Here is a 24,439-nt window from a genome sequence, read left to right as displayed (position 1 = left end):
AGTGGAGTTCGCCTATGTCCGAAATCGAAGTAAAGAAAACACAGGAAAGCCTGCAGGATCGCCTGGCTCAAGTCGTTGAGCTGCTGCAGCGTCAGCGTGTTGTTGAAGACCTGACTCATCGCCAGGAAGGCCCGCATCACGACCGGGTCGAAAACCTGGTCCACCGGCAAAATCTCGTCGAGTTGCAGCGCAAGCTCGACGATTTGCACTCCGCCGACGTCGCCTACATTCTCGAAGCCTTACCGCTGGACGATCGCCTGACGCTCTGGCAACTGGTCAAGGCTGACCGCGACGGCGACATTCTGCTTGAAGTATCCGATTCCGTTCGGGAAACACTGATCGCCGACATGGACGATCACGAGCTCCTGGCTGCGGCCAAGGACATGGATGCCGACGAACTCGCTGACCTGGCCTCCGAGCTGCCGCGAGACGTCGTCCATGAGCTGATGGAAAGCCTGGACAATCAGCAGCGCGAGCGTGTCCGCTCGGCACTCTCCTACGACGAGGATCAGGTCGGTGCGCTGATGGACTTCGAGATGGTGACTATCCGTGAGGATGTCAGCCTCGAGGTGGTGCTGCGTTACCTGCGTCGTCTCAAAGAACTGCCGGGGCACACCGACAAATTGTTTGTGGTCGACTACGACGGCGTGCTCAAAGGCGTTCTGCCGATCAAGCGTTTGCTGGTCAACGATCCGGACAAGCAGGTCGCCGAAGTAATGGCCAGCGATCCGGTGAGTTTCCATCCTGACGAAGACGCCTACGACGCCGCGCAAGCGTTCGAGCGTTATGACTTGATCTCGGCCCCGGTGGTCGACAAGAACGGCAAGCTGATCGGCCGTCTGACCATCGACGAAATGGTCGACCTGATTCGTGAGGAGAGCGAAAGCGAAGTCCTCAACATGGCGGGTCTGCGTGAAGAGGAAGACATTTTCGCGTCGGTGTGGAAATCCCTGCGCAACCGTTGGGCCTGGCTGGCAGTCAACTTGATCACGGCATTTGTCGCCTCTCGGGTGATCGGTCTGTTCGAAGGCTCGATCGAGAAGCTGGTGGCGCTCGCCGCGCTGATGCCCATCGTGGCGGGTATCGGTGGCAACTCGGGTAACCAGACGATCACCATGATCGTGCGCGCAATGGCGCTCGATCAGGTCAGCACCGGCAATACGTCGCGCTTGATGCGCAAGGAGCTGGCGGTCGGCTTGATCAATGGTCTGGTCTGGGGCGGAGTGATTGGTGTCGTCGCCTATCTGCTGTACGGCAGCTGGTCGTTGGGCGTGGTGATGACTGCGGCGATGACGCTCAACCTGTTGCTGGCGGCGCTGATGGGTGTGTTGATCCCGATGACCTTGGCGAAGATGGGGCGCGATCCGGCCATGGGCGCCAGTGTGATGATCACCGCGATGACCGACAGTGGCGGCTTCTTTATCTTCCTGGGCCTGGCGACAATCTTCCTGCTCTGACTTGCCGCAATGAAAAAGCCCGTCAACACGACGGGCTTTTTTGTGCCCATTCGATTGGTGGTGATTACCTGTGGCGAGGGGATTGTGGTCTGCGCGCCAAATCGCAGGCAAAAAAAAGCCAGCAATCATGCTGGCTTTGAGGTGTTCGGTACAGCTCAGGACGCGTCTGCGGCCATTTCGGCGTCGTGGGCGATCAAGGACACCAATGCATTTTGCTGACGGTGAGACAGCTGACGGAAACGTTGCAGCAGCTCGCGCTCGTGCAACGACAGCTCCGGGCTGTCCAGGCGCATGCTCAGCTCTTCGCCCAGTGCGCCTTCCTGAATAAGACTCTGCTCAAGGCGCGCAATGATTTCGGAGTTCATGCTGCGATGGTGATTGCGAGCCACTTCGGCAATGCGCTCACGCATTCCGTCTGGCAGACGTACGACAAACTTGTCAGCCGTACGGCTGGAATAAATTGCCTGTTTCATTGGGCGCATATATTTAACCGGTTAGTTCAGGGGAGCGGTTCTCGGAATTGGCCGCAGGATGTGTGGTAGGACAAGCATCCGCGCCAAATGGTTCAACCTGAATTGTTAAGAGGCGCGCATCATGCCTCAAAATTGCCAGATCATTGGCGTCAATTCTGTGACAAATATTGAGCTGGGTAAAGGCGTAATGCCAGCACCAATCATCAGAAATGCGGACTGGTTTGAAAGTTTCGCTGAGTCCGTGTCGCTGATCGCTTCCTGCTGCACATCAATGGATGCCCAAAGGCGCCAGAACGTGCATGCTATGCGGCCTTCTGTCCTGTCTGTTCACTTGTACAGGATAGTGGCAATTTGCCGATTTACTAGGGCGAACACGCGTCAGAGGGCGTTTTCAGGATGGATGGCAAGGTTATTTATCTGATGGGGCCTTCTGGTTCAGGCAAAGACAGCCTGATTGACGCGGCGCGTGAGCCACTGGGGGCGTTGGGTTGCCAAGTGATGCGCCGGGTCATTACCCGATCAGCGGAGTCGGTGGGCGAAGAGGCGGTTGGGGTGAGCCCGGAAGAGTTTCTGCGCCGTCAGGATGCGGGTGAATTTTCTCTGGCCTGGGAAGCCAACGGCCTGTCTTATGGTATTCCGGTAGAAATGGATGAACGGTTAAAAAGCGGCTGCCACGTGTTAGTCAACGGCTCACGCGCACACCTGCGGCTGGCGATGGAACGTTATCCGACCCTTGTGCCAATTCTGCTGACTGTCAGGGATGAAGTGTTACGTGAGCGCCTGCTTCGGCGTGGCCGCGAGACCCCTGAGCAAATCGATGCGCGGCTGGCGCGCAATGCGCTGTTCAGGGACCGCAGAGCAACGGATACACCGGTGCATTTGATTGATAATTCCGGCGATCTGGCAGACGCCGTCAAGCAGTTGCTGGACTTGATCCGGCTTAGCGCAGGACCGGATCGAACTTGATTTTGCGCCCGGCCACCAGCGCCAGCACGAACAACACCGCAAACACGCCGCAGCCAACCAGCGGCAAGGTGATTTCGGTGTCCTCGAACAGCGCAAAATGCATGACGCCACTCAATAAGGCGAGGATCAGAAATCCTGCGGCTGATTTGGACATGCTGTACTCCTGAAGATGTTTCAAAAAACCAGACGTTCGGTCGTTTGTGTCGAGGCGTGCTCGGACTCGCTGACCACTTGAGCGGTTGAGTTGCCCTGATCGCTCAATACCGCCCACTGCGGCGCCTTCTGCACCTGTAAATAATGCGGCACGCGCTTGGCCAGAGGCTCGGTTGTCTCGGGAACAAAATGAAAGCCCAGCAGAATCGCCAGAGCAATTGCGTTGGCAAGCAAGAGGCTAGTGTTCATGAGCGCAGCTCCGATGTTCTTTTATAAGAACAGGCAAAGCAGCCGTCGTGCCAACAGTCTAACTGCTCTGAACTCCTTTAAAAACAAGCATTTGAGAGGGTTTTCAGCCGGCGTCGGGTTGCAATCTGCATTGATGGCCTTCTGCGGCAGTGCAAATTGCACGGTAAATCTTCCCGCAGGATTGCAGGGCGCCTGCCTACACTTAAAAAGCCCTACGGACGACATGACAAAATCAGGCCCTGCCGTTAACATGCACGCCGTCTGTCGCGCCACGTTCCATGCGCGCTGCGCCCGTGTCTCAGTAGCTCAATTGGATAGAGCATCCCCCTCCTAAGGGGAAGGTTGGCAGTTCGAACCTGCCCTGGGACACCAATCAAATCAATGTGTTAGGTCGTTTCGCCCGGCCCACTTTTTTCTTGCGGGTGCGCCATGGGTGCAACCGCAGTCAAGGATGGTGGGTATGAGCGAACAGTTAGACCAGATTATCGATGAGCTCAACGCTATCAACGAAGCGTTGAAAACCGCGATCTCCACCGCTGCGCCCTTGAATGTCAGCGGTGGTAATTGGTCGTTTCCCGGTATTTCGAAAGGTGAGCTCAGCAACAGAGTAACCGCTTTGCGCGGCCTAGTAGCCGACGCTGAGGAGCCTGGCGAAGGATCTGAAAAATACCTGACAAGCGTCGTTGAACGCCTTGAGTTCCTCAAAAACCACACTGTCCCCCAGTTGGCTTCTAATCCAGGTCAAGCGGTACCGGCGTTTCTCATCACGTTGGAAGCAATTGAAAAAGGGCTTTCTCCTATCTTCACCGATTCAAAAGCTCTAGCCCTTAAGAACTCCCAAGCAGTGAAGAAAGCGGCAAACCAGGTCCGGTCTTTGGAGACAAAGCTGCGCGCGCTCACGCCGCGAACCACCACCTTGGATGAAATGGTCAGCCGCATTGAGAAAGCATACGAAGCCGCGGATCAGCTTCCCACTGATCTCGAAAGTCTTGCCGAAGCAAAAAGTTCTGTAGGGGAGCTACTAGACCAAGCCGCCGCTGAAAAAGGCGAGATTGCCGAACTTCTCAAGGCAATCCGGGCTCATGAGGAAGACTTACGATCCAAGTCGCAGGAAGCTGATGAGGTGCTACAAAAATGTGTGTCAGCGTACTCATCGGCTACAAGTCTCGGGCTCTCTGCTGCCTTTTCAGAGCGTTCGAAGTCCCTGGATTACTCCATGTGGGGATGGGTGATCGGTTTGATTGCTGCTCTACTGGTTGGTGGTTTTGCGGGTTCCATCCAGCTGCACAATCTCGCCAGGGAGTTGTATAACCCCGAAGCTCAAAGTATGAGCATCGGCATCAACCTTGTTCTTTCGATCCTGTCGGTAGGCGGGCCCGTTTGGTTTGCTTGGCTCTCTACGAAGCAGATTGGGCAGCGCTTTCGGCTTTCAGAGGACTACGCTTTCAAGGCGTCGATCTCTCGTGCATACGAGGGATATCGAAGAGAGGCTGCTCGGATTGATGAGGACTTGGAGAGGCAGCTACTCGGTTCAGCACTGGCTAGGTTGGATGAGCAGCCACTTCGACTGGTTGAAAGCAATAGCTTTGGTAGCCCATGGCATGAATTGCTATCTTCTGAACTGGTGAAAGATGCAGTGCGTACAGTGCCTGGCTTTGTGGAGAAGATGACCTCTATGGCTTCATCCGCTTTGCAACGAAAGGGGGCAGCCCATCAGCCGCCAACCCCTAGCCCTACAGTCGCTGCAAATGATATGGCATCTGAACGTACGGAAGAAAAGGCTTAGAGGTTGCGGATTCTCAGCAATGTAGTGGTTGAGCAGTTAGCGTGCCTGGCTGTAGCGCGAATACCAAGACCAGCAGCGAGCAGCTCGTTGACCCTCTTGTGCAGGCTCTCATCGACTGGGCGGCCCTGGTATTTTCCCGCCGCCTGGGCTTTCTGGATGCCTTGTGCCTGGCGCTCGCGGCGCTGCTCGTAATCCTTGCGCGCAATCGCGGCCATCATTTCCACCAGCATCGAATTGATCGCGCCCAGCATCCGGCCGGTGAATTCGTCACCCTTGGTGTCCTGCATTCCCTGATGGCTGGTCGGGAGGTCGAGCGCGACGATGCGCAAGCCCTTCGAGTCGATCACAGCCTTAAGCTTCTGCCAATCCTCCACAGGAAGGCGCGAGAGGCGATCTATCGACTCCACCAGCAAGACGTCCCCCTTGCGCGCGTCTTTGAGTAGGTGCAGCAGCTCAAGCCGATCTGCCGAAGCACCACTGCGTTCTCCAGGTACACACTCGCAATTACCTTGTTATGGTCTGTGGCGAATTGCTCGAGCGATCCCCGGGCGCGGCCGGCGTCCTACTCTTCAGTCGATGCTCGAAGGTATGCGCGTATGAACATGGTGTGCTGTCCATATCAGTTAAGGTGTTCTATTAATGCTGTTGCACTATGGGTGTAACTTATCAAGCGGAGTGCGTAAATAAACGTGAATTTGCGCGTATCAGCTCAGGCATACCCTAGCGATTCGCCCAATGTGCCAGTACATTGCCTTATAGCTTGGCATCATGAGGGTAGATCCGGGATTTGGCTCGACTATTCACTTAATAAGGGGAACGCACTTGACCGACGGCATACAAGACATCATGGACGGGATCGATAAGCTGGAGGCCTATCGGGAAAAGTCCAATAAAAAACTAGAGGCGGCGCGGAAATTAAAAGAGGCCGCGGAGTATGTGGCAAAGTCGTTCTGCGGCTCATGGATGGGGTATCACTCTCGAATTTATTACCTCGATTTGCAAGCTCCACCACCAGGGGAGCATTTTGATGCGCAGTGGGGGTTTCAAGATGCTTATAGCAACAAGACTTCTGGCCAGTGGCGGGAGTACGCATTTGATGACGTTGTAGACACTGTGAAAGGCCTCGCCGGAAATCCCGACATGAGTGCTGCCGAAAGCTTTAGTAAAAAAGGGGAGGAGCTTTTCAATGAGGTCAAACGGGACGCCGAATTGGCCATTAGACTTTTTTCCAAAAATGGAGATTCTTACGGGCAGACTCTGCTCAATGAGCTAGAAAAGTTCTCCCCGCTCAGTGAGGGTGTATTTGTAGACTTGCTAAGACCGAAAGGGGCGCGCTTGGTCGGAGACGTGCTCGCAATGTCTCAAGGGACGCAGAAGCCTCCCCATGTAAAGGTCTTCATAGACGCAGTCGTGTTACTTGAGCCCGCTGCAGCGATGGAAAGGCTCATTCCTTTTTTGAGAAAGGCTTATTCGTATATGCACCGATCGGCAAAAAAAGACGTGCGCTCGAGTCTTGTTGGAACGAACGTATTCATTGGACATGGTCGATCTCACGTATGGCGCGATCTTAAGGACTTCGTCACGGAAAGACTTAGGTTGCCGTTTGATGAGTTCAATCGCGTTCCAGTGGCTGGCATTACTAACATAGCGCGATTGTCAGAAATGTTGGATTCAGCTGCGGTCGCCTTCATAGTGATGACAGCGGAAGACGAGCAGATGGACGGTAAAATGGAGGCCCGGACTAACGTAATCCACGAAGTAGGCCTCTTCCAAGGGCGCCTAGGATTCACCAAGGCAATCGTTTTATTAGAGGAAGGTTGCGAAGAGTTTTCTAACATACAAGGATTGGGACAAATTCGCTTTCCTAAGGGTGATATTAGGGCCAAATTTGAAGAAATTCGTTTGGTGTTGGAGCGAGAGAAGATTCTAGAGTCGTAAGCTGAGTCGGAAATGCCTCACTGCGGTATTTCCTACGAAACGGTCGTTTAAATCGAGCTGGGACGGATATCGGTGCCGTTCTGCGTGCCTGATATACGGTATTTTTGCACTTCGCCGGCTGAGACGTCAGTCGCGGTCTCTTTAACCGGCTGGCCGATCTGCATTGCGCACAGGCCACTACCGTCATCATCACCGCCGATGCCGACGATATGTCTACCTGGCTTGATGTGGAATTTTACCACCTCTCCAGTATCCAGGCGGGCCGCTCTCTTCCCAACGATGAGCAGGGTAGCGAAGCAACCACCAGATGCCCAGAATTCATTGTCACGACTGACAACAAGCGTCGCACCGCCTGGCGTCTCAGTCTGATAGTGGTATCGTGGACCTCATATTTCTGGCCAGTTATCTGCAGGACGCCAGCAGCTTGGCGGTGAGCTTCTCTTTCAATTTGTTCCCATGGGTGCATCGTGGGTGCAAAAAGAACTATACGGCCTCGTTTTCCCGGACACAACCGGACGTTAAGCCCAATAAATACGGGGTTTACCTAGTGGTTGTGATCGCTTGGATAGCCCTCCTAATGGGAAGGTTGCAGGTTCGAACCCCGCCTGGGACACCATCCATTCCACACCCGAAAGCCCCGTCGCCATCACTGGCGACGGGGCTTTTTGCATGGCGCGCAGGCGACGAACTGCTGTGGCGGATCGCCAGATCTGTGCCTTACTTTTTCGCTCGCGGGAGAGGAGAGCCAATGATGCGACGTCGCGGTGCCCAGTATTGGTTGTGGACCAACAGCCGTTTAGCGCTGCACAGCCATGAAGAAGTTTTGAACAACGGCTGGCAGATCGAAGTGCAGGTGCGTGTCAGTCCCGCTGGCGTGACGCAGGTGTTTGTCGGCGTTTACACGCAGGAGGGGCGGGCGCTCGCTGAGGAGTTTCACGATCGCGGCGACGAGGTGTGCTGTGCGCTGTCATTGCGCTGGGGCGCCCAGCGCGCGCGTGAGATCGTGCTCGATCACCAGGTATTTGTCGCGCCGCACCGCACGCAGTGTGTTCTCAGCACCGTGGTGACCGATCCGCTGCTGCTGGCGCTGCGTCGGATGGACATGAACGAAGGCGAGCGCCTGAAGCTCAAGGCGGCTGATGCCTGGTCGGAATACCTTGAGGCCAAGGCGGCCGTGCTGGCGCTGATGCGGCGTACGCGCATCGATCCCGATGTCTGGGCCGACAGCAAGGCGCGTCTGCAGCAGGCGATCGATCGTCGGGTCTGCATTCAACGCGCCTATCTGCGTTGAGCGTCGTTACAGCAACTGCGAGCGGCGCAGGGCGTCGATGGCCTCTATCAGGTCGTCGTAGGCCACCGGTTTGCCCAAGTGCTGATTGAACCCGGCTTCGCGGGATTTCTGCACATCGCTTTGGGTGCCGTAGCCTGTCAGGGCGATGGCCGGGACGTTTTTCACCATTGGTAATTTGCGCAGCGCGTCCATCAGCTCATAGCCGCTCATCACCGGCATGCCCAGGTCGGAAATGATCAGGTCGAATCGGGTGTTTTCGGCGGCTTTCAAGGCTGCCACCGGATGATCGAACGCCGTGACCGTGGCGTCTTCCATTTCCAGCAGCATTTTCAGGGTGTCGAGTACTTGCGGCGAATCATCCACCAGCAGGATCTTGAGGCCGTCGAGCTTGCCGGATGCCGGTTCGATCTGCGGTGCCTCGGCGGTTTCGATGTTCTGCGCCAACGGCAGGCACACGGTGAAGGTGCAGCCGGCGCCCAGTCCCGGCGAGCTCACCAGAACCGTGCCGTGTTGCGCCTCGGTCAGTTGCCGCACCAATGACAAACCGATGCCAAGCCCTTGGCGCTGATGATGGGTGTGTTGCTTCTCCGCCTGTCCGAACAGGTCGAAAACATGTTCGAGATTGTCGGCCGCGATGCCGACGCCGTTGTCCTTGATCGCCAGTTTTGCCATGTGCCCGGCCTTGCTGGCGATCAGTTCGATGCGCCCGGTCGGGGGGGTGAACTTCAGCGCGTTGTTCATCAGGTTCCAGATGATCTGTTCCACCCGGGTCGGGTCGGCATGGATGATCAGCGGCTCTGTCGGCAATTGCAGCTCGACTCGGGTGGCGTGCTGCTCGTTCAACACCACAGTATGAATGTCGCGCAGCACGGCGCTGAGATCGACGTGGGTCATTTGCAGTTTGAGCTTGCCGGTGCGCACACGCGCCACGTCGAGCAAATCATCGATGATCCGTGCCTGGCTGTTGACTGCGTCACAGATGGTATTGACGGCCTTGGTCGCCGGCCCAGCCGTGCGAATCATCGGCAGGCGACGCAACAGCTCGGCGTTGAGCTGAATCAGATTCAATGGATGCTTGAGTTCGTGGGACATCACCGCGAAGAATTCATCGCGCAGGGAAATGCTGTTGCGCGTCTGCAACAGCTCCTTGTTCTGCTCGTCCTGCTGACGTTTGTGCCCGGTCAGGTCGCGGGCGATCTTGACGTAGCCTTGCAGGTAATCGCCACTGAGCAGGGTGACTTCGCCGCTGCAGAAGAAGCGGCTGCCATCCTTGCGCTGATGCCAGCGCTCGTCTTCGGCGCGCCCTTGCGCCCGGGCTGTAGACAGCTCGCATTCAGGCATGCCGGCGGCGCGGTCTTCAGAGGTGAAAATGAAATCGTAAAACGCGCCTTCGGCCTCGGCCTTGCTGTAGCCGAAAATCAGTTCGGCGCCTTTGTTCCAGCTGGTAATCACGCCTAATTCGTCAAGAATGATGATCGCGTAATCGCGGGTGCTCTCGGCCACCAGGCGCATGCGCTCTTCGCCCAGGCGCAGTTCTTCCTCGGCGGCGCGGCGTTTGGTGATGTCGATGAAGGTCAGCACGGTGCCATCGATATGGTCTTCGCTGGAGCGATACGGCAGCAGGCGGGCGATGTACCAGCGGTTATCAGTGCTGTTGACCTCGCGTTCGATCATGCTCAGCGACTCGAACACCTGCGCCGCGTCTTCGGCCAGGTTGGCGTAGTTGAGCCGATGTGTGATATCGAGTAGCGAGCGTCCGGTGTCCACCGGCAGCATGCTGAAAATATCCGTGGCCCGCGGGGTGAACCACTTGATGCGCATGCTGCGGTCGACGAACACCGTGGCGATGTCGGTAGAGGCAATCAGGTTGGTCAGGTAATCGTTGATCTTGTCGGTTTCTTCGACCTTCGTCTTGAGCTCGTAATTGACCGTCAGCAGCTCTTCATTGATCGATTGCAGCTCTTCCTTGCTGGTTTCCAGCTCTTCGGTGGCCGAGCGCAACTCTTCGTTGATCGCCTGCATTTCTTCGTTGGAGGCCTTGAGCTCTTCGCTGGAAACCTCCGATTGTTCGATGGTGTCTTGCAGATGCAGCTTGGTGCGTTGCAGTTCGCGTTCCAGGTTCGACAGCACCTGGCTTTCGGTTTGCAGCAGCGTGGTGGAGGCGAATTCGTCGGGGTCGATTTCGGTTTCTTCGAAAATCACCAGCACGCATTCGCTGTCGGACTCTTCGTCCTTGTACGGCTGCGCGATCAGATCGACGCGGAACTGGCGGTCTTCACGCTTGAGTATCACCTCGCGCGAGCGCACGGTGAGGTTGCTCTGTTGCACCTGAAACAGCGTGGTGCGAATTTCCAGGCGCAGTTCCGGCAGGATCAGCGTCAGTACGTTGCGCGACAATTCACCGCCGACATGGCGCAGAAAACGCCCGGCGCTTTCGCTCATGTGCAGGATATCGGCGTTGCTGTCGACAATGATGCTCGGCGGCGCCGAACGTTCGATGGCGCGTCGATGAATGTCGGCGAAGGACAGCTTGGGTTGTTCGCTCGGCTTGGTCTGCGCAGGCGTCACGCTGTTGCGCACGTAACCGCCGCGGGGCATGGTCGGGGTGCGGCGGCTGTTCGGCGTACCGGTCCTGGCGCGGAAGATACGATTACGTTTGTCCACCGGGGCGAACAGTTCATGGCAGGCGTCAGCGCTTTCCGAGGTGCCGAGAAACAGAAAGCCACCCGGTCGCAGGGCAAAGTGAAACAATTGCAGGATTTCGCGCTGGACTTCGCGATCCAGATAGATCAGCAGATTGCGACAGCTAATCAGGTCGATCTGCGAGAAGGGCGGATCGGATAACAGGCTGTGTTTGGCGAACAGGACTTTTTCGCGGATTTCCTTACGGATCCGGTAATGCTCATCGTCCTTGACGAAATAATGCCGCAAGCGCGTCGGCGGAACGTCGGTGACAATGGCTTGCGGATACAGGCCGGCACGGCCGACGGCGATCGCGCGTTCATCGATGTCCGTGGCGAAGACTTGCAGGTTGGCCTTGCTGCTTTGCACCTGCAACTGGTCGTCGAGCAGAATCGCCAGGCTATAGGCCTCTTCGCCCGTCGAGCAACCGGCCGACCAGATACGTACTTCCTCCTTGTCATTGGAGTCCGCCACCGCTTGCACCAATTGCGGCAGCACGTCGCGCTCCAGCGCTTCGAAGGCTTCGCGGTCGCGGAAGAAATTGGTCACCCCGATCAGCATGTCGCCGAGCAAGGCCTTGGCTTCATCCGGGGTATTTTGCAGATAGGCATGGTATTGCGAAAGGTCGGCCTGGGCTGTGACCTGCATGCGCCGCTCGATGCGGCGCAGCACGGTCGCACGCTTGTAATGTTTGAAGTCGTGACCGGTGCTGCTGCGCAGGTGGATCAGAATATCGTGCAGACGTTGTTCGGCGAGGGTCGCTTCGTGTTCGTTGGCCGGTTTCAAGGCTTTCAGATCCGGATCGTTGGCGCAGGGCAATTTAATGACTTGGGAATTGCGCCACAACTCCATGAGTTTTTGTGGCATGTCGACCACCGGCAACACCAGGTCGGCCATGCGCGTTTCGATGGCGGCGCGCGGCATGCCGTCGAATTCGGCGTCTTCCGGCACTTGCACCAGCGTCACGCCGCCCTGTTCCTTGATCCGCGACAGGCCGACCGCGCCGTCGGAACCGGTGCCCGACAGCACCACGCAGAAAGCCCGTTCACGGTGCACATCGGCGAGGTCGCGGAAGAACAGGTCGATGGCCGTGTGGCGGGCCAGTGGCGAGCCGGCGTCGCTGACGCGTAAATAGCCATCACTCATCGACAAGGACTTCGCTGGGGAAATCACATACACCCGGTTTTTTTCAATCGGCATGGGCTGGGTCACCTGCACCACCGGCATGCGCGTCGATTCCTGGATGATATTGTCGGCAATGCTTTGATGGTCCGGAGACAGATGCAGAATGATTACAAACGCCATGCCGGTGTCTTGGGGCATGTTGTCGAAAAACAGTTTGATCGCCTGCAAGCCGCCCGCAGAGGCGCCGATGCCGACCACCGGGAAATCCAGATGGCTGGGGCTCACGCCTTTGCGCTCAGGCGCTGCACGCGAGGAAGGTGTTTTCGAGGTCATGACTTCGAGCCTTTGACGGCGACACGTCAGGTCGCGAGTGGATCATAAATCGCACGGGTAACTGCGCAGGATAATCCTGTTTGCCGATTTTTTCCTTCCACAGTTTGCTCGGCGCGATTGCCGGCTGTTTCTGGGTGGACCCTGTCGAAGGCAGAAACGCACCAACAATCTTCAAGAGATTGCCCTGAGCGGCCGATAACCCGATCGGTCACTGCAGCGTCGCGCAAAAATGGTTGATAGCGTTTTACCGGCAGCTATCATCTGCGCGCCTGAAATTGCCTTCTCTTCAATTGTCTGGAAATCTTCGATGTCGTCGTATCACCAAAAGCGTTTTCTGATCGTCGATGATTTCTCGGATTTCCGCAGTTCCGTGCGCTCGATGCTGCGTGAACTGGGCGTCAAGGACGTCGACACCGCCGACACCGGCGAGCAGGCGCTGAAGATGTGCTCGCAAAAGTCCTACGATTTCATCCTGCAGGATTTCCATCTCGGCGACGGCAAGAAAAACGGCCAGCAAGTGCTTGAAGACCTGATGTCGGAAAAGCTCATCAGCCATGAAGCGGTGTTCGTCATGGTCACCGCCGAGACCAGTCAGGCGATGGTGCTCAGCGCGTTGGAGCATGAGCCGGATGCGTACCTGACCAAGCCGTTCAACCGTTCCGGCCTGGCCCAGCGGCTGGAGCGTCTGGAGCAACGCAAGACGTTGCTCAAACCGATTTTGCAAGCCCTCGATCGCGGCAAGCCGGCCGAGGTGCTCAATGCCTGTATTGCGCTGTGCAAGCAGGACATCCGTTATTCGCCGCTGTGCCTGCGTTACCGCGCCGATGCGTTGCGCGACATGAATCAGAACGAAGCGCTCGAGCGTCTTTACGACAGCATCATTGCCGACCGTCCGCTGCCTTGGGCCTTCGCCGGGCTGGGCAAATTGCTGTTCAAGCGCGGGCAAGTCGCTCAGGCCAAAGCGGTCTATGAAAAGGCTTTGAAAGTCTTTCCGATGATGCCGGCGCTGTACGACGGCATGGCCGATGTGCTGGTCGCCGAAGGTGACAGCAAAGGCGCGCAACGGGTGCTGGAAGAAGCGATTCGTCTGTCGCCGCTGGCGGTCCGGCGTCAGGCGCTGCTGGGCAAACTGGCGATGGCCAACGAAGATTTCGAAACCGCCTCGCGCGCTTATCGTCAGGCCGTGGCGCAGGGTGCGCAATCACGTTTCAAGGATCCGGAAAGCAATCTGGGCCTGGCCCATGCGCTGATCAGCAAGGGCAGTGACCGTGGCCTCGACACGCGCACACGCCTGGAGATCAACACCACCCTCAGCGCGGTGGCCAAAGAGAACCCGAGCGATCCCGGCCTGCAAATTCGCGCGCGCCTGATGAAGGCCACCAGCCTGCTGCTCAACGATGCCGAAACCGCCGACAAACTCACCGAACAAGCGCTGATGCGCCTCGACGGCATGGAACAGTTCATGAGTCCGGAAGCCGCGTTGCTGGTTGCCAAACAATTGCAAATGCTCGGTCAGGCCGAAGCGGGCACTTCCATGCTCAAAAGCTGCGCGGAGATTTATGGCGACGACCCGGCGGTAATGAAAGACATCGCCAAGCTCACCGATGACCCGACGATTCTCAGCTCCAGCAACGCGGCGGCCGACCTCAACCGACAGGGCGTGCGGGTCTACAAGACCGGCAACCTGGTGGAGGCCCGCGAAGTGTTCCGCAAGGCACTGAAGCTGCAACCGAAGAACATCAGCATCGCGTTGAACATGGCCCAGTCGCTGCTGCACGGTACCGACACGAGCGTGCCGTCGGCAGAGCTGGAAGAATGTCGGGCCTGCCTGAAAACGGTCGGCCTGATGCCCGACACCGACGCGCGGTTTGCGCGTTATCAGAAGCTGAAAAGCAAGGCGTTTGGCGAATGAACCACGACAAGCAGGCGCTGGATTTTTCCACGGTGATTGCCTCCACCGTCCACGACATGAAGAACTCTCTGGCGATGCTGATGCAGGCTCACAGCCAGTGGCTGGCGCGCTTGCCCAAGGAGCTGCGCGAAGGCAGCGAGCAGGGCGTGATCGACTTCGAGTTCGCCCACCTCAACGGCATGCTGGTGCAGTTGCTCGGGCTGTACAAGCTGGGCGTCAACCAGATGCCGCTGCAACCGGCCTATCACGAACTCGATGACTTTATCGAAGCGCAACTGGCGGCGCATCAGGACGTCTTCGCCAGCCGCGGCATCATTGCCACTTACGAAGTCGACCCGTTGAGTCCGCTGGGTTTCTTTGACCGCGAACTGATCGCCTCGGTGCTCGGCAATTGCATCAATAACGCGATCCGCTACGCCCGCGAATCGCTGCTGATTACCGTCAGCGACGAGGCGGGGCAACTGGTGCTGAGCATCAACGACGACGGCGACGGTTATCCGGCCGAGATGCTCGAGCGTCAGGCCGATTACGTACAGGGCATCAATCACAGCAGCGGCAGCACTGGCTTGGGGCTGTATTTCGCCCACCGCATCGCAGCCCTGCATCAGCGCAACGGGGTGGAAGGGCGCACCGAAATCAGCAATGGCGGCCCGTTGGGCGGTGGGGTGTTCAGCCTTTATCTGCCGTGATATCCACCGAGGCAATGTGTTTTTAATTGACACAAGGTCATTGGGAGATAAAGCCGGTCATGTTGCTTATCAAAATCGTCCGGACGTCATAGACGTCACTTTCACTTACTACTGTCACCATTGAGGTGTCTTTTGCCTGCAGGCTGCCTGACAACACGCGGCGCTCCAGTTGTCCTGTTGAAGCGTCCTTAGCAGAATCCTTAAAGGTGTACTCAACCGTGACTTTCTGGCCAACACTGGCGTTTGCCACTTTCTCCTTCATCGTCTCTGTGCTCATGATTTCCGATCTCTCTGATAAAGATTGCAAGTTCAATAACATCGAGTCGTCATGTTCATCGTTCGGGATCAGCTTGACCACTGTCAGATATGACAGGCTTTAATACCGGTTCCGAATTAGCAAGCGAACAATCCGGTCTAACCATGTTCCTCGACTTATGGTTATTTGCGAAGCGGTGACATAGCCAGAAACGACAAGGCCCAGAGCCAGTGAAGCTGCTGAAGACTGCGATCCTTTCTTGAAGATCAAAGTCAAAAGATCGCAGCCTCGTTGCACTCGTCAGCTCCTACAGCTCCCACAGAGTTTCGGATTTTGCTTGACGTTGCTTGATATTCCGAACAGCCGGAGCCTATTTTGTACGGGTCGCCGTTCGCGGCTCGCACAATAACAAGGATTGCGTCATGACAAGCGATGGCCAGGGTTCACTCGCGCAGCGATTGACCGGCATTGATGAGATTGAGTGTGTCACCCCGGATCTGAACGGTGTGCCACGGGGCAAGGTAATGACCGCCGAGGGTTTCCTCGAAGGGCGGCGTTTGCAGCTGGCGCGGGGCGTGCTGCTGCAATGCATCATGGGCGGCTATCCGCCGGCGCGGTTCTACGGCAGCGATGACGGCGATCTGGCGCTGGTGGCCGACCCTGTGCAAGTCCATCGCTTGCCGTGGAGCGACACGCCGCGTGCCCTGGCAATCTGCGATGCCGACGAGTTGGACGGAGGGAGCTCCAGCCTGTCGACCCGAGGGCAGCTCAAAGCGGTCATCGCCCGTTACGCCGCGCGCGGGCTGGCGCCGGTGGTGGCGACGGAGCTGGAGTTTTTCGTTTTTGCGCCCAACACCGATCCGACCCAGCCGTTCCGCCCGCCGGTCGGTCTGGATGGGCGTCGCGAGGACGGCCAGTCGGCGTTCAGCGTCAGTTCCAATAACGGTCTGCGGCCGTTCTTCAGTGAAGTCTATAAATGCATGGCAGCCCTCGGCCTGCCGCGCGACACCTTCATGCACGAAATGGGCGTCAGCCAGTTCGAGATCAATCTGCTGCACGGTGATCCGCTGCTGCTGGCCGACCAGACTTTCCTGTTCAAGCATTTGCTCAAAGAGGTCGCGCTCAAGCACGGCCTGACCGTGGTGTGCATGGCCAAACCGCTGGCGCACACGCCGGGCAGTTCGATGCACATTCACCAGAGCATCGTTGAAATCGCCAGCGGCAGGAATGTCTTCACGGACTCGTACGGCGAGCCGACCGCCATGTTCCGCCATTTCATCGGCGGGCAGCAGGCCGGGCTGGCCGATTTCACCGCACTGTTTGCGCCGAACGTGAACTCCTATCAGCGCCTGTGCCATCCCTATGCATCGCCGAACAATGCGTGTTGGTCCCATGACAATCGCGCCGCCGGCTTGCGTATTCCCGCCAGCTCACCGGTTGCTCGTCGGGTCGAAAACCGTTTGCCGGGTGCCGATGCCAACCCCTACCTGGCCATCGCCGCCAGTCTGGCCGCGGGTTTGCATGGTATCGAACACGCGCTGGAGCCGACCGAGGCGATCCAGGGCGAATTCGCCGTGCCGGACAATCTTGCGCTGCCATGTACCTTGCACGCGGCGCTCGAACGTCTGAAACGTAGCCCATTGGCCGGGGAACTGTTCGGATCAGAGTTCATCGAAGGCTACATCGCTTCGAAGACCATGGAGTTGACCAGCTTCTTTGATGAAATCACTCCCTGGGAGCGCCGTGTGCTGGCCGCCCAGGCCTGACGAACTGTCGCCACCGGACTATCGTTTTGATCGTCCGGTATTTATTGCAAGGAGCCGCTCGGAACGCCGATGCGCCAAATCTGGAAATCCTTTCGAGCGCTGTATTTCGCCTCACTGATGATGTTGATCGGTTCGGGCTTGTTATCCACCTATCTGGCACTGCGCCTGGCCGCTGACAACGTCGACGGCCTGTGGGTCGGTGCGCTGATGGCGGCGAATTATTTCGGCCTGGTGCTGGGCGGCAAGATCGGTCACCGGCTGATCGCCCGGGTCGGGCATATCCGCGCGTATTCGGCGTGTGCCGGGATCGTCGGCGCGGCGGTGCTCGGGCATGGCCTGGTGGACTGGCTGCCGGCGTGGCTGGTGCTGCGGACCATCGTCGGTCTGGGCATGATGTGCCAATACATGGTGATCGAAAGCTGGCTCAACGAGCAGGCGGACGCTAACCAGCGCGGCCTGGTATTCAGCGGCTACATGATTGCCTCGTACCTGGGCCTGGTGCTGGGGCAACTGATTCTGGTCATGCACCCCGGCCTGGGCCTGGAGCTGCTGATGCTGGTCGCCCTGTGTTTTGCGCTGTGCCTGGTGCCCGTGGCCCTGACACGGCGGATTCATCCGGCGCCGCTGCATCCGGCGCCGATGGAGCCGCGCTTCTTTATCAAGCGCGTACCGCAATCACTGAGCACGGTGCTTGGCGCCGGGCTGATCATCGGTTCGTTCTACGGTCTGGCGCCGTTGTATGCCTCCCAGCAGGGGCTGTCGACCGAACAGGTCGGTCTGTTCATGGGTAGCTGCATTTTTGCCGGATTGCTGGTGCAGTGGCCGCTGGGCTGGTTGTCCGACCGCTATGACCGGGCGCTGCTGATTCGCTGCTTCGCCGGGTTTCTGGCGGTCGCGGCACTGCCGCTGGCGATTTTGCCGCAGGTGCCGCTGGAGGTGTTGTTCGTTGTCGGCTTCTTGTGCTCGCTGGTGCAGTTCTGCCTGTATCCACTGGCGGTGGCCTTTTCCAACGACCATGTCGAGGGCGACCGACGCGTGTCGCTGACGGCGATGTTGCTGGTGACTTATGGCGTCGGCGCGAGTATCGGGCCGTTGCTGGCCGGTGTGTTGATGAAGTTTCTCGGCAGTCAGAGCCTGTATGCGTTTTTCAGTTTCTTTGCGCTGGTGCTGGTGTGGCGGATTCGCCCGAAAGCGGTGACCAATCTGCATCAGGTCGACGACGCGCCGCTGCACCATGTGGCGATGCCGGACAGCATGTCGAGTTCGCCGCTGGTGGCCGCGCTTGACCCGCGGGTGGACGAGCAGGTGGTGCAGGAGCAGATGGTGCAGGACCCGACGCCTTCAAGCTCTGAGCCGGAACCCGCCGCGCAACCTGAATCGGTGGACGAAGATGATTTGACTAGCCGCGATGACAAACCTGCGCCGGATATCAGTGGCGCCAGACCCTGAGGTTTGCGGCTCTAACTGTGGCGAGGGAGCTTGCTCCCGCTGGACTGCGTAGCAGGCCCTGCTTTTGCGCAAGAAAAGGTGCCGCTTCGCGCCCCAGCGGGAGCAAGCTCTCTCGCCACAGAAGCTTTTCAGGCATGAAAAAAGGGCAGTCCTGCGAGGGACTGCCCTTTTTTGTTGGTCGCTGCGACTCACATGTCGTCTTTGTCGAACCGGCGCGCTTCACGCTGCAACTGATAGACGAAGCGCTCAACGTTGCGCGCAGCCTGACCACTGATGTTGTGGAAACGCAGGCCGGCGAAGGTGATGTTGAGTTTTTCTTCGAAATGCAGGTAACGCAGCTCGACGGAGATGGGTTGGTTGCCGAACAGCGGCGGGGCGATCAGGCGATCGTAGACCTGGCCCAGTTGCAGGCGGTCAGTGATGTCGCCTTCGAAACGAAACTTGCAACCGGTCGCGGAAATATCCAGCAGCTTGCCATGGAGAGGGGTCTTGAGCTTTTCGCCGCCCAGTTCAACGCTGACCAGATCGGTCAGTTTCAACGCTGCGCGAAAGGCATTGCGCCGCTGGTGGTAGACCACTTCGGTGGGCAGTGCGCCGGTGTAGAAACGGTCACCGTCTGACTCTTCGATATTCAGCGTGCCGGTGCATTCCCAGGCGATGCGCACACCGTCGTGAAAACCTTCGACCTTGAACGGCTCGCCGGCCTGCAGAAAGCGTTCGCCGTCACGCGGGATCATCTCATCGAGCGCGATCGAGGCGGTGTCACGGTCAACCTTGATCAAGTAACTCTGAAAGCGCTGGCTGCGCTCGTGGAAGGTGATGATCAGCGGATCATGGCTGTCTTGCAGCTGGCGCAGGTTGCTGGAGATTTCCAGTGGCGTGGTGAGCACCTTCGGAGGCTGCGGAGCATCATCCGCGCTTAGGGTGTTGGACACGGTTCTTCAATCTCCAGACAAAATAAGACTACGACTGGCCAGTATTTTGCCAGTATGTTTCGCAGGTTGATAGTGCGTGGCCACCGAATGGCTCATGCCTGGCTGAGCGTACGCGGCTTGATCGGCTTGGCGAAGGTTCCGCTGGCGTCATACAGCGCTGGCGGCTCGCCGCCGGTGAGGATTTTCAGTTGGTTGGCCGTGGAGGCCTGCTGGATCTGGATCGACTGGCCATTTTTGACGTTGGCCGCCTGGCACTGCGCGATCAGAGCGGTCAGTGCGTCGCCTTGCTTGAGCAACTGTTCGCCAAGGCTTGACTGGCTGGCCAGTTGCGCAAGACCTGTGCGATCCGTCGGCAGGTTGAGGCTGGCGAGGATTTCGCTGCGCTTGCGGCCATGCTGTTCAAGCAGAATGATCAAGGCCTGTTTGGTCGCCAGAATTTCTTCCAGCAGCGGCATGTCACGACCGTGCAAAGCGAGGGACTCGGTTTGCAGCAACTCCAGCAATTGTTGCGCTGGAGCAAAGTCGTCGTTGATCAATTGCAATAAATTAGTGTCGTGCATGGCTGGCCTTGGGGTTTAAGCGTCCAAAAGCCTGGCGCCGGCAAAAGCCTAGCGCTGGGCTTCGAAGTTGAGCAGTTTGCTGGCTACACGGTTGCTGTCGACTTTATAGCTGCCATCGGCAATCGCGGCTTTCAACTCGGCCACACGGGCTTTATCGACAGCAGGCTGATCGCGCAGCTTGTCAGTGACCTTCTGCAACTGTTGAGCCTCATTGCTGAGGTGTACCGATTCCCCGCTTTTTGCGGTACTGGCCGTTTCGGCCTGGGTATTCAGCGGCGCGGAGGGGCTGTTTTCAGCGCTTTCCTTGGCGTTGCTGGTACGTGTATTGCCGGTAAGTGGCGAGGAACTGTTCAAACGGTTGAAATCGATAACCATGATAAAAAACCTCTGGGAATTTGGACGCTTGCCATGTTTTCGGCTATCCCCTGGAAAACTTTAGGCACATTTATGCAATGAGCCTTGCCTGCGCCGGCGCGTGTTCTGCTGCGGCACAGTTTAGGGAACAGCCGGGGTCAGCGCCAGTTTTCTACATTGCCACTTCCACTTGGCCGGGCGCGGTGACTTGCGCCTTGATGACCCGCTGGGAGTTGAGGTTTTTCACCCGGATCTGTTCTTTCAGGCCGCCGTTGGCCAGCGCTTCGCCGGGCATCCGCACGGCCAATGTGCCGCTGCGGGCGGTAATGACGACTTGATCACCCTTGCGGATGACTTCGGCCTGTTCGAGATGGACCAGCGTAATCACCTGATCGGCGACCGTTGGTCGGGTCAATTTTTGTCCGATCGCTTCGTCCACCGACGTCAAAAAACCTTGATTGATCACGCTGACGTCGCGCTCGCGCAGGGTGACATCCTGCGGCTCGATAATCCCGGCGCGCTTGAGCGGGCGGGTGGTGGTGACAATCTCGCGAAACAGGCGGACTTGAGCGGGCACGAACACGGTCCAGGGCGAACTGCCTTCGCAGCGAACCTTGACGGTGACGCGGCCCAGAGGGCGTGCCGGACTCTCCAGGGACGCTGTCAATTCCTTGTCGCACATGGGCATGCGCAGCCGCGGATCGAGCTGGTTGACTTCGATTTCGTAGCGGCCTTCGGTTTGACTGGTAGCCAGATAGTCTTCTACGGTGAATTCAAGAAAGCCCTGAGTCACGCCGATAAGCATATCAGGCAAGGTAACCGCATCAGCATTGGCAGGACTGCCGGCAAATACGCAAAAAACGGCGGACACCGCGCAAAGCCCTTTGCAAAGGGAGGATGTCAGGCGTCGGGAAAATGTCGTTTGAGCGTTCATACAGGTTAAAAAGCAAGCGCCGTGCCGTTTAGCAATAAATGTGCGTCGCAACAACACTTGGCGTTGGTGTAGGAGTCTGGGCATGGCTGGTGTAATGGATTCGGTGAACCAGCGCACGCAACTGGTAGGGCAGAATCGCCTGGAGCTGTTGTTGTTCCGTCTCGACGGCCAGCAGCTCTACGGGATCAACGTGTTCAAGGTTCGGGAAGTGCTGCAATGCCCGTCACTGACGTTGATGCCCAAATCCAGTCCTGTCGTGTGCGGGGTGGCGAATATTCGGGGGGCGACCATTCCGATTCTGGATCTGGCGATGGCGACTGGCTCCGGTGCGTTGAAAGACAAGAAAAATCCGTTCGTGATCATCACGGAGTACAACACCAAGACCCAGGGTTTCCTGGTCCGCTCGGTGGAGCGCATCGTCAACATGAACTGGGAAGAGATCCATCCACCACCCAAGGGCACGGGGCGCGATCATTACCTGACCGCTGTGACCCGGGTGGACAACCAGTTAGTCGAAATCATCGACGTCGAGAAGGTGCTGGCCGAAGTCGCGCCGACGCCGGAAGCGATCTCGGTGGGCGTGGTCGACGTCGAGACCCAGACCAAGGCGTTGTCACTGCGGGTGCTGACGGTCGATGACTCGTCGGTGGCGCGCAAGCAGGTCACGCGTTGCCTGCAGACGATCGGTGTCGAAGTGGTGGCGCTGAACGACGGCAAGCAGGCGCTGGATTACCTGCGCAAGCTGGTCGATGAAGGCAAGAAGCCGGAAGAAGAGTTCCTGATGATGATTTCCGACATCGAGATGCCGGAGATGGACGGGTACACCCTGACGGCGGAAATCCGCGGCGACGCACGCATGCAAAAACTTCATATCATCCTGCATACTTCGTTGTCGGGGGTATTCAATCAGGCGATGGTCAAGAAAGTCGGTGCTGATGACTTCCTGGCCAAATTCCGTCCTGATGACCTCGCATCCCGGGTAGTCGACCGGATCAAAGCAGCAGATATCAGCTAGGGGCCTTTTGTCCCTGGCGATCAACACGATTTAAGAGGCGGCATCATTGTCTACGGGTAATTTGGATTTTGAACAGTTCCGGGTCTTCCTGGAAAAAGCCTGTGGCATTCTGCTCGGTGAAAACAAGCAGTACCTGGTCTCGAGCCGTCTCAACAAACTGATGGAGCAGCAAGGCATCAAGTCCCTGGGTGAGCTGGTTCAGCGCATCCAGACCCAGCCGCGCAGCGGTTTGCGCGAGCAGGTGGTCGATGCCATGACGACCAACGAAACCCTGTGGTTTCGTGACACCTATCCGTTTGAAGTCTTGAAGAACAAGGTACTGCCTGAAGCGATCAAGGCCAGCCCCAACCAGCGTCTGCGGATCTGGTCGGCGGCGTGCTCGTCAGGTCAGGAACCCTATTCGCTGTCGATGTCGATCGACGAGTTCGAGCGCAGCAACCTCGGTCAGCTGAAAATGGGTGTGCAGATCGTTGCCACCGATCTGTCCGGCCTCATGCTCAACAACTGCAAGACCGGCGAGTACGACAGCCTGGCGATCGGCCGTGGTCTGTCGCCCGAACGGCTGCAACGCTACTTCGATCCGAAAGGGCCGGGGCGCTGGGTCGTCAAGGCGCCGATCAAGAGCCGCGTGGAGTTTCGCTCGTTCAACCTGCTCGACAGCTACGCGGCGTTGGGCAAGTTCGACATCGTGTTCTGCCGCAACGTGCTGATCTACTTCTCTGCCGAAGTGAAGAAAGACATCCTGTTGCGTATTCACAGCACGTTGAAGCCGGGTGGGTATCTGTTCCTTGGCGCTTCGGAGGCGCTGAACGGTTTGCCGGATCATTACCAGATGGTCCAGTGCAGCCCGGGGATTATTTACCAGGCGAAATAACCGGTTCGCGGCGACACAAAAAACGGCAGTCCTTTTAGGCTGCCGTTTTTTTGCGCCTGAATATTCTCTTCGAAACGCCACTAATCCCCTGTAGGAGTGAGCCTGCTCGCGATTGCGGTCTATCAGACAACACATCAGCGACTGACACACGGCTATCGCGAGCAGGCTCACTCCTACAATGGATCTGTGGTGGGAGGGAGAACGGGGGCAAGCGGCAGAAAAGCGGCATCCGGCGGAAACCGGTTGCCGCTTTTCTGGCATTGCCGCTTTGCCCGTTCGACGCAAAGCCCCGGAATACGGGGCTTTGTCCGTTTGGCACGGCGCTTGCTAAAGCTCAGTTACGAAAAACCGGTCACCTGAAGGTTCCCGACATGAGCATCAGCTTCGACAAAGCGCTCGGCATTCACGAAAAAGCACTGGGCTTCCGCGCCCAGCGTGCCGAAGTGCTGGCCAACAACATCGCCAACGCCGATACCCCGAACTACAAGGCGCGTGACCTGGATTTCTCCAAAGTGCTCGAAGCACAGACCGAGAAGACCAAGACCGGCGGCCACTTTGCCCTGAACATGACCAACAGCCGTCACATCGAGGCTGAAGGCTTGGGCAATGGCGACGAATCGCTGATGTATCGCACGCCGATGCAGCCTTCGATCGACCAGAACACCGTGGACGCTCAACTGGAACAGTCGAACTACGCGGAAAACGCCGTCGGCTTCCAGGCCAGCTTCACGCTGCTCAACAGCAAATTCAAAGGGCTGGTGTCAGCCCTGCGCGGAGAATAATTCATGTCCCTGTCCAGCGTTTTCAACATTGCCGGCAGCGGCATGAGCGCCCAGACCACGCGTCTGAACACCGTCGCATCGAACATCGCCAACGCCGAGACGGTCTCGTCGAGCATCGACCAGACCTACCGCGCCCGTCACCCGGTGTTCGCCACCATGTTCCAGGGCGGCCAGGCTGGCGGCAGCAATTCGCTGTTCCAGAACCAGGACGCGGCCGGTCAGGGCGTGCAAGTGCTCGGTGTGGTCGAAGACGACAGCAACCTCGAAGCGCGTTACGAGCCGAACCATCCGGCGGCTGACGCCAAAGGCTACGTCTACTACCCGAACGTCAACGTGGTGGAAGAAATGGCTGACATGATTTCCGCGAGCCGTTCGTTCCAGACCAACGCCGAAATGATGAACACCGCCAAGACCATGATGCAGAAGGTACTGACCCTCGGTCAGTAATAAGGGGCGACTG

Annotated in this window: 22 protein-coding genes, 1 tRNA gene and 1 pseudogene; 14 read left to right on the top strand and 10 right to left on the bottom strand. The window is 57.8% G+C overall.

Features of this window, described 5'->3' with window-relative positions; translation table 11 throughout:
- Positions 1-14: 14 nt before the first annotated feature.
- On the top strand, positions 15-1,457 hold the full coding sequence (gene mgtE, locus HU739_RS21995; RefSeq protein ID WP_186529805.1) for a magnesium transporter: 1,443 nt from the start codon (positions 15-17) through the stop codon (positions 1,455-1,457).
- A gap of 155 nt (positions 1,458-1,612) precedes the next feature.
- On the opposite strand, the gene HU739_RS21990 is transcribed toward mgtE, so the two are convergent.
- Positions 1,613-1,939, bottom strand: coding sequence for an Arc family DNA-binding protein (locus tag HU739_RS21990; protein ID WP_010226671.1), 327 nt, complete (start codon positions 1,937-1,939; stop codon positions 1,613-1,615).
- Positions 1,940-2,326: 387 nt separating this feature from the next.
- Here HU739_RS21990 and phnN point away from each other — a divergent pair, with 387 nt between their 5' ends.
- Positions 2,327-2,896, top strand: coding sequence for a phosphonate metabolism protein/1,5-bisphosphokinase (PRPP-forming) PhnN (phnN, locus tag HU739_RS21985; RefSeq protein ID WP_186552341.1), 570 nt, complete (start codon positions 2,327-2,329; stop codon positions 2,894-2,896).
- On the opposite strand, the gene HU739_RS21980 is transcribed toward phnN, so the two are convergent.
- Both HU739_RS21980 and HU739_RS21975 read right to left on the bottom strand, forming a co-directional pair.
- On the bottom strand, positions 2,871-3,050 hold the full coding sequence (locus tag HU739_RS21980) for a PA3371 family protein (protein ID WP_186552340.1): 180 nt from the start codon (positions 3,048-3,050) through the stop codon (positions 2,871-2,873). The genes phnN and HU739_RS21980 overlap by 26 nt on opposite strands.
- A 20-nt stretch (positions 3,051-3,070) precedes the next feature.
- Positions 3,071-3,298: a hypothetical protein gene (locus HU739_RS21975; protein ID WP_186552339.1), complete on the bottom strand. Its 228-nt coding sequence runs from the start codon at positions 3,296-3,298 to the stop codon at positions 3,071-3,073.
- Positions 3,299-3,593: 295 nt separating this feature from the next.
- Here HU739_RS21975 and HU739_RS21970 point away from each other — a divergent pair.
- Both HU739_RS21970 and HU739_RS21965 read left to right on the top strand, forming a co-directional pair.
- A tRNA-Arg gene (locus HU739_RS21970) sits at positions 3,594-3,670 on the top strand.
- An 88-nt stretch (positions 3,671-3,758) separates the two neighbouring features.
- Positions 3,759-5,084 carry a hypothetical protein gene (locus HU739_RS21965; RefSeq protein WP_186552338.1) on the top strand — a complete coding sequence of 442 codons (1,326 nt, stop codon included), beginning with the start codon at positions 3,759-3,761 and terminating at the stop codon, positions 5,082-5,084.
- On the opposite strand, the pseudogene HU739_RS21960 reads toward HU739_RS21965, so the two are convergent.
- Positions 5,081-5,688, bottom strand: a pseudogene (locus HU739_RS21960) (recombinase family protein). The gene HU739_RS21965 and the pseudogene HU739_RS21960 overlap by 4 nt on opposite strands.
- A 218-nt stretch (positions 5,689-5,906) precedes the next feature.
- Between HU739_RS21960 and HU739_RS21955 the strand changes: the two are divergent.
- Together HU739_RS21955 and HU739_RS21950 are read left to right on the top strand one after the other, a co-directional pair.
- Positions 5,907-7,022, top strand: a complete 1,116-nt coding sequence (locus HU739_RS21955; RefSeq protein WP_225922762.1) for a TIR domain-containing protein — start codon at positions 5,907-5,909, stop codon at positions 7,020-7,022.
- 751 nt (positions 7,023-7,773) lie between these two features.
- Positions 7,774-8,313, top strand: a complete 540-nt coding sequence (locus HU739_RS21950) for a hypothetical protein (RefSeq protein ID WP_186552345.1) — start codon at positions 7,774-7,776, stop codon at positions 8,311-8,313.
- A gap of 6 nt (positions 8,314-8,319) precedes the next feature.
- On the opposite strand, the gene HU739_RS21945 is transcribed toward HU739_RS21950, so the two are convergent.
- Positions 8,320-12,453 carry a CheR family methyltransferase gene (locus HU739_RS21945; protein WP_186552337.1) on the bottom strand — a complete coding sequence of 1,378 codons (4,134 nt, stop codon included), beginning with the start codon at positions 12,451-12,453 and terminating at the stop codon, positions 8,320-8,322.
- A gap of 307 nt (positions 12,454-12,760) precedes the next feature.
- Here HU739_RS21945 and HU739_RS21940 point away from each other — a divergent pair, with 307 nt between their 5' ends.
- Together HU739_RS21940 and HU739_RS21935 are read left to right on the top strand one after the other, a co-directional pair.
- Complete coding sequence (locus HU739_RS21940) at positions 12,761-14,365, top strand: tetratricopeptide repeat-containing response regulator (protein WP_186552336.1); 1,605 nt, start codon at positions 12,761-12,763, stop codon at positions 14,363-14,365.
- Positions 14,362-15,054 carry a sensor histidine kinase gene (locus tag HU739_RS21935; RefSeq protein WP_186552335.1) on the top strand — a complete coding sequence of 231 codons (693 nt, stop codon included), beginning with the start codon at positions 14,362-14,364 and terminating at the stop codon, positions 15,052-15,054. The genes HU739_RS21940 and HU739_RS21935 overlap by 4 nt, the downstream gene beginning before the upstream one ends.
- A 37-nt stretch (positions 15,055-15,091) precedes the next feature.
- On the opposite strand, the gene HU739_RS21930 is transcribed toward HU739_RS21935, so the two are convergent.
- Positions 15,092-15,331 (bottom strand): hypothetical protein, encoded by a 240-nt coding sequence (locus HU739_RS21930; protein WP_186552334.1) that lies wholly within the window; start codon positions 15,329-15,331, stop codon positions 15,092-15,094.
- A 503-nt stretch (positions 15,332-15,834) separates the two neighbouring features.
- Here HU739_RS21930 and HU739_RS21925 point away from each other — a divergent pair.
- Entirely contained in the window at positions 15,835-17,076 is a 1,242-nt protein-coding gene (locus tag HU739_RS21925) for a glutamine synthetase family protein (protein ID WP_186552344.1), read from the top strand.
- Between the two features lie 69 nt (positions 17,077-17,145).
- Positions 17,146-18,525 carry an MFS transporter gene (locus HU739_RS21920; RefSeq protein WP_186552333.1) on the top strand — a complete coding sequence of 460 codons (1,380 nt, stop codon included), beginning with the start codon at positions 17,146-17,148 and terminating at the stop codon, positions 18,523-18,525.
- Between the two features lie 188 nt (positions 18,526-18,713).
- On the opposite strand, the gene HU739_RS21915 is transcribed toward HU739_RS21920, so the two are convergent.
- The 4 genes from HU739_RS21915 to flgA all read right to left on the bottom strand — a co-directional run bounded on the left by HU739_RS21915 (position 18,714) and on the right by flgA (position 21,308).
- Positions 18,714-19,460, bottom strand: a complete 747-nt coding sequence (locus HU739_RS21915) for a flagellar brake protein (protein ID WP_186552332.1) — start codon at positions 19,458-19,460, stop codon at positions 18,714-18,716.
- Positions 19,461-19,552: 92 nt separating this feature from the next.
- Positions 19,553-20,020 (bottom strand): flagella synthesis protein FlgN, encoded by a 468-nt coding sequence (locus HU739_RS21910; protein ID WP_186552331.1) that lies wholly within the window; start codon positions 20,018-20,020, stop codon positions 19,553-19,555.
- A 48-nt stretch (positions 20,021-20,068) separates the two neighbouring features.
- Positions 20,069-20,395 carry a flagellar biosynthesis anti-sigma factor FlgM gene (gene flgM / locus HU739_RS21905; protein WP_186552330.1) on the bottom strand — a complete coding sequence of 109 codons (327 nt, stop codon included), beginning with the start codon at positions 20,393-20,395 and terminating at the stop codon, positions 20,069-20,071.
- A 151-nt stretch (positions 20,396-20,546) separates the two neighbouring features.
- On the bottom strand, positions 20,547-21,308 hold the full coding sequence (flgA, locus tag HU739_RS21900; RefSeq protein ID WP_186552343.1) for a flagellar basal body P-ring formation chaperone FlgA: 762 nt from the start codon (positions 21,306-21,308) through the stop codon (positions 20,547-20,549).
- A gap of 82 nt (positions 21,309-21,390) precedes the next feature.
- Here flgA and HU739_RS21895 point away from each other — a divergent pair, with 82 nt between their 5' ends.
- From HU739_RS21895 to flgC, 4 genes are all read left to right on the top strand, one after another.
- Positions 21,391-22,323, top strand: a complete 933-nt coding sequence (locus HU739_RS21895) for a chemotaxis protein CheV (RefSeq protein WP_103304087.1) — start codon at positions 21,391-21,393, stop codon at positions 22,321-22,323.
- Between the two features lie 46 nt (positions 22,324-22,369).
- Entirely contained in the window at positions 22,370-23,197 is an 828-nt protein-coding gene (gene cheR / locus HU739_RS21890; protein WP_186529772.1) for a protein-glutamate O-methyltransferase CheR, read from the top strand.
- 371 nt (positions 23,198-23,568) lie between these two features.
- Positions 23,569-23,979, top strand: a complete 411-nt coding sequence (gene flgB / locus HU739_RS21885) for a flagellar basal body rod protein FlgB (RefSeq protein ID WP_016773613.1) — start codon at positions 23,569-23,571, stop codon at positions 23,977-23,979.
- Between the two features lie 3 nt (positions 23,980-23,982).
- Complete coding sequence (flgC, locus tag HU739_RS21880; RefSeq protein ID WP_186552329.1) at positions 23,983-24,426, top strand: flagellar basal body rod protein FlgC; 444 nt, start codon at positions 23,983-23,985, stop codon at positions 24,424-24,426.
- Positions 24,427-24,439 lie beyond the last annotated feature (13 nt).

Source organism: Pseudomonas hamedanensis (assembly GCF_014268595.2).
GTDB lineage: Bacteria > Pseudomonadota > Gammaproteobacteria > Pseudomonadales > Pseudomonadaceae > Aquipseudomonas > Aquipseudomonas hamedanensis.
This window is presented reverse-complemented; position numbering and strand designations above follow the sequence as displayed.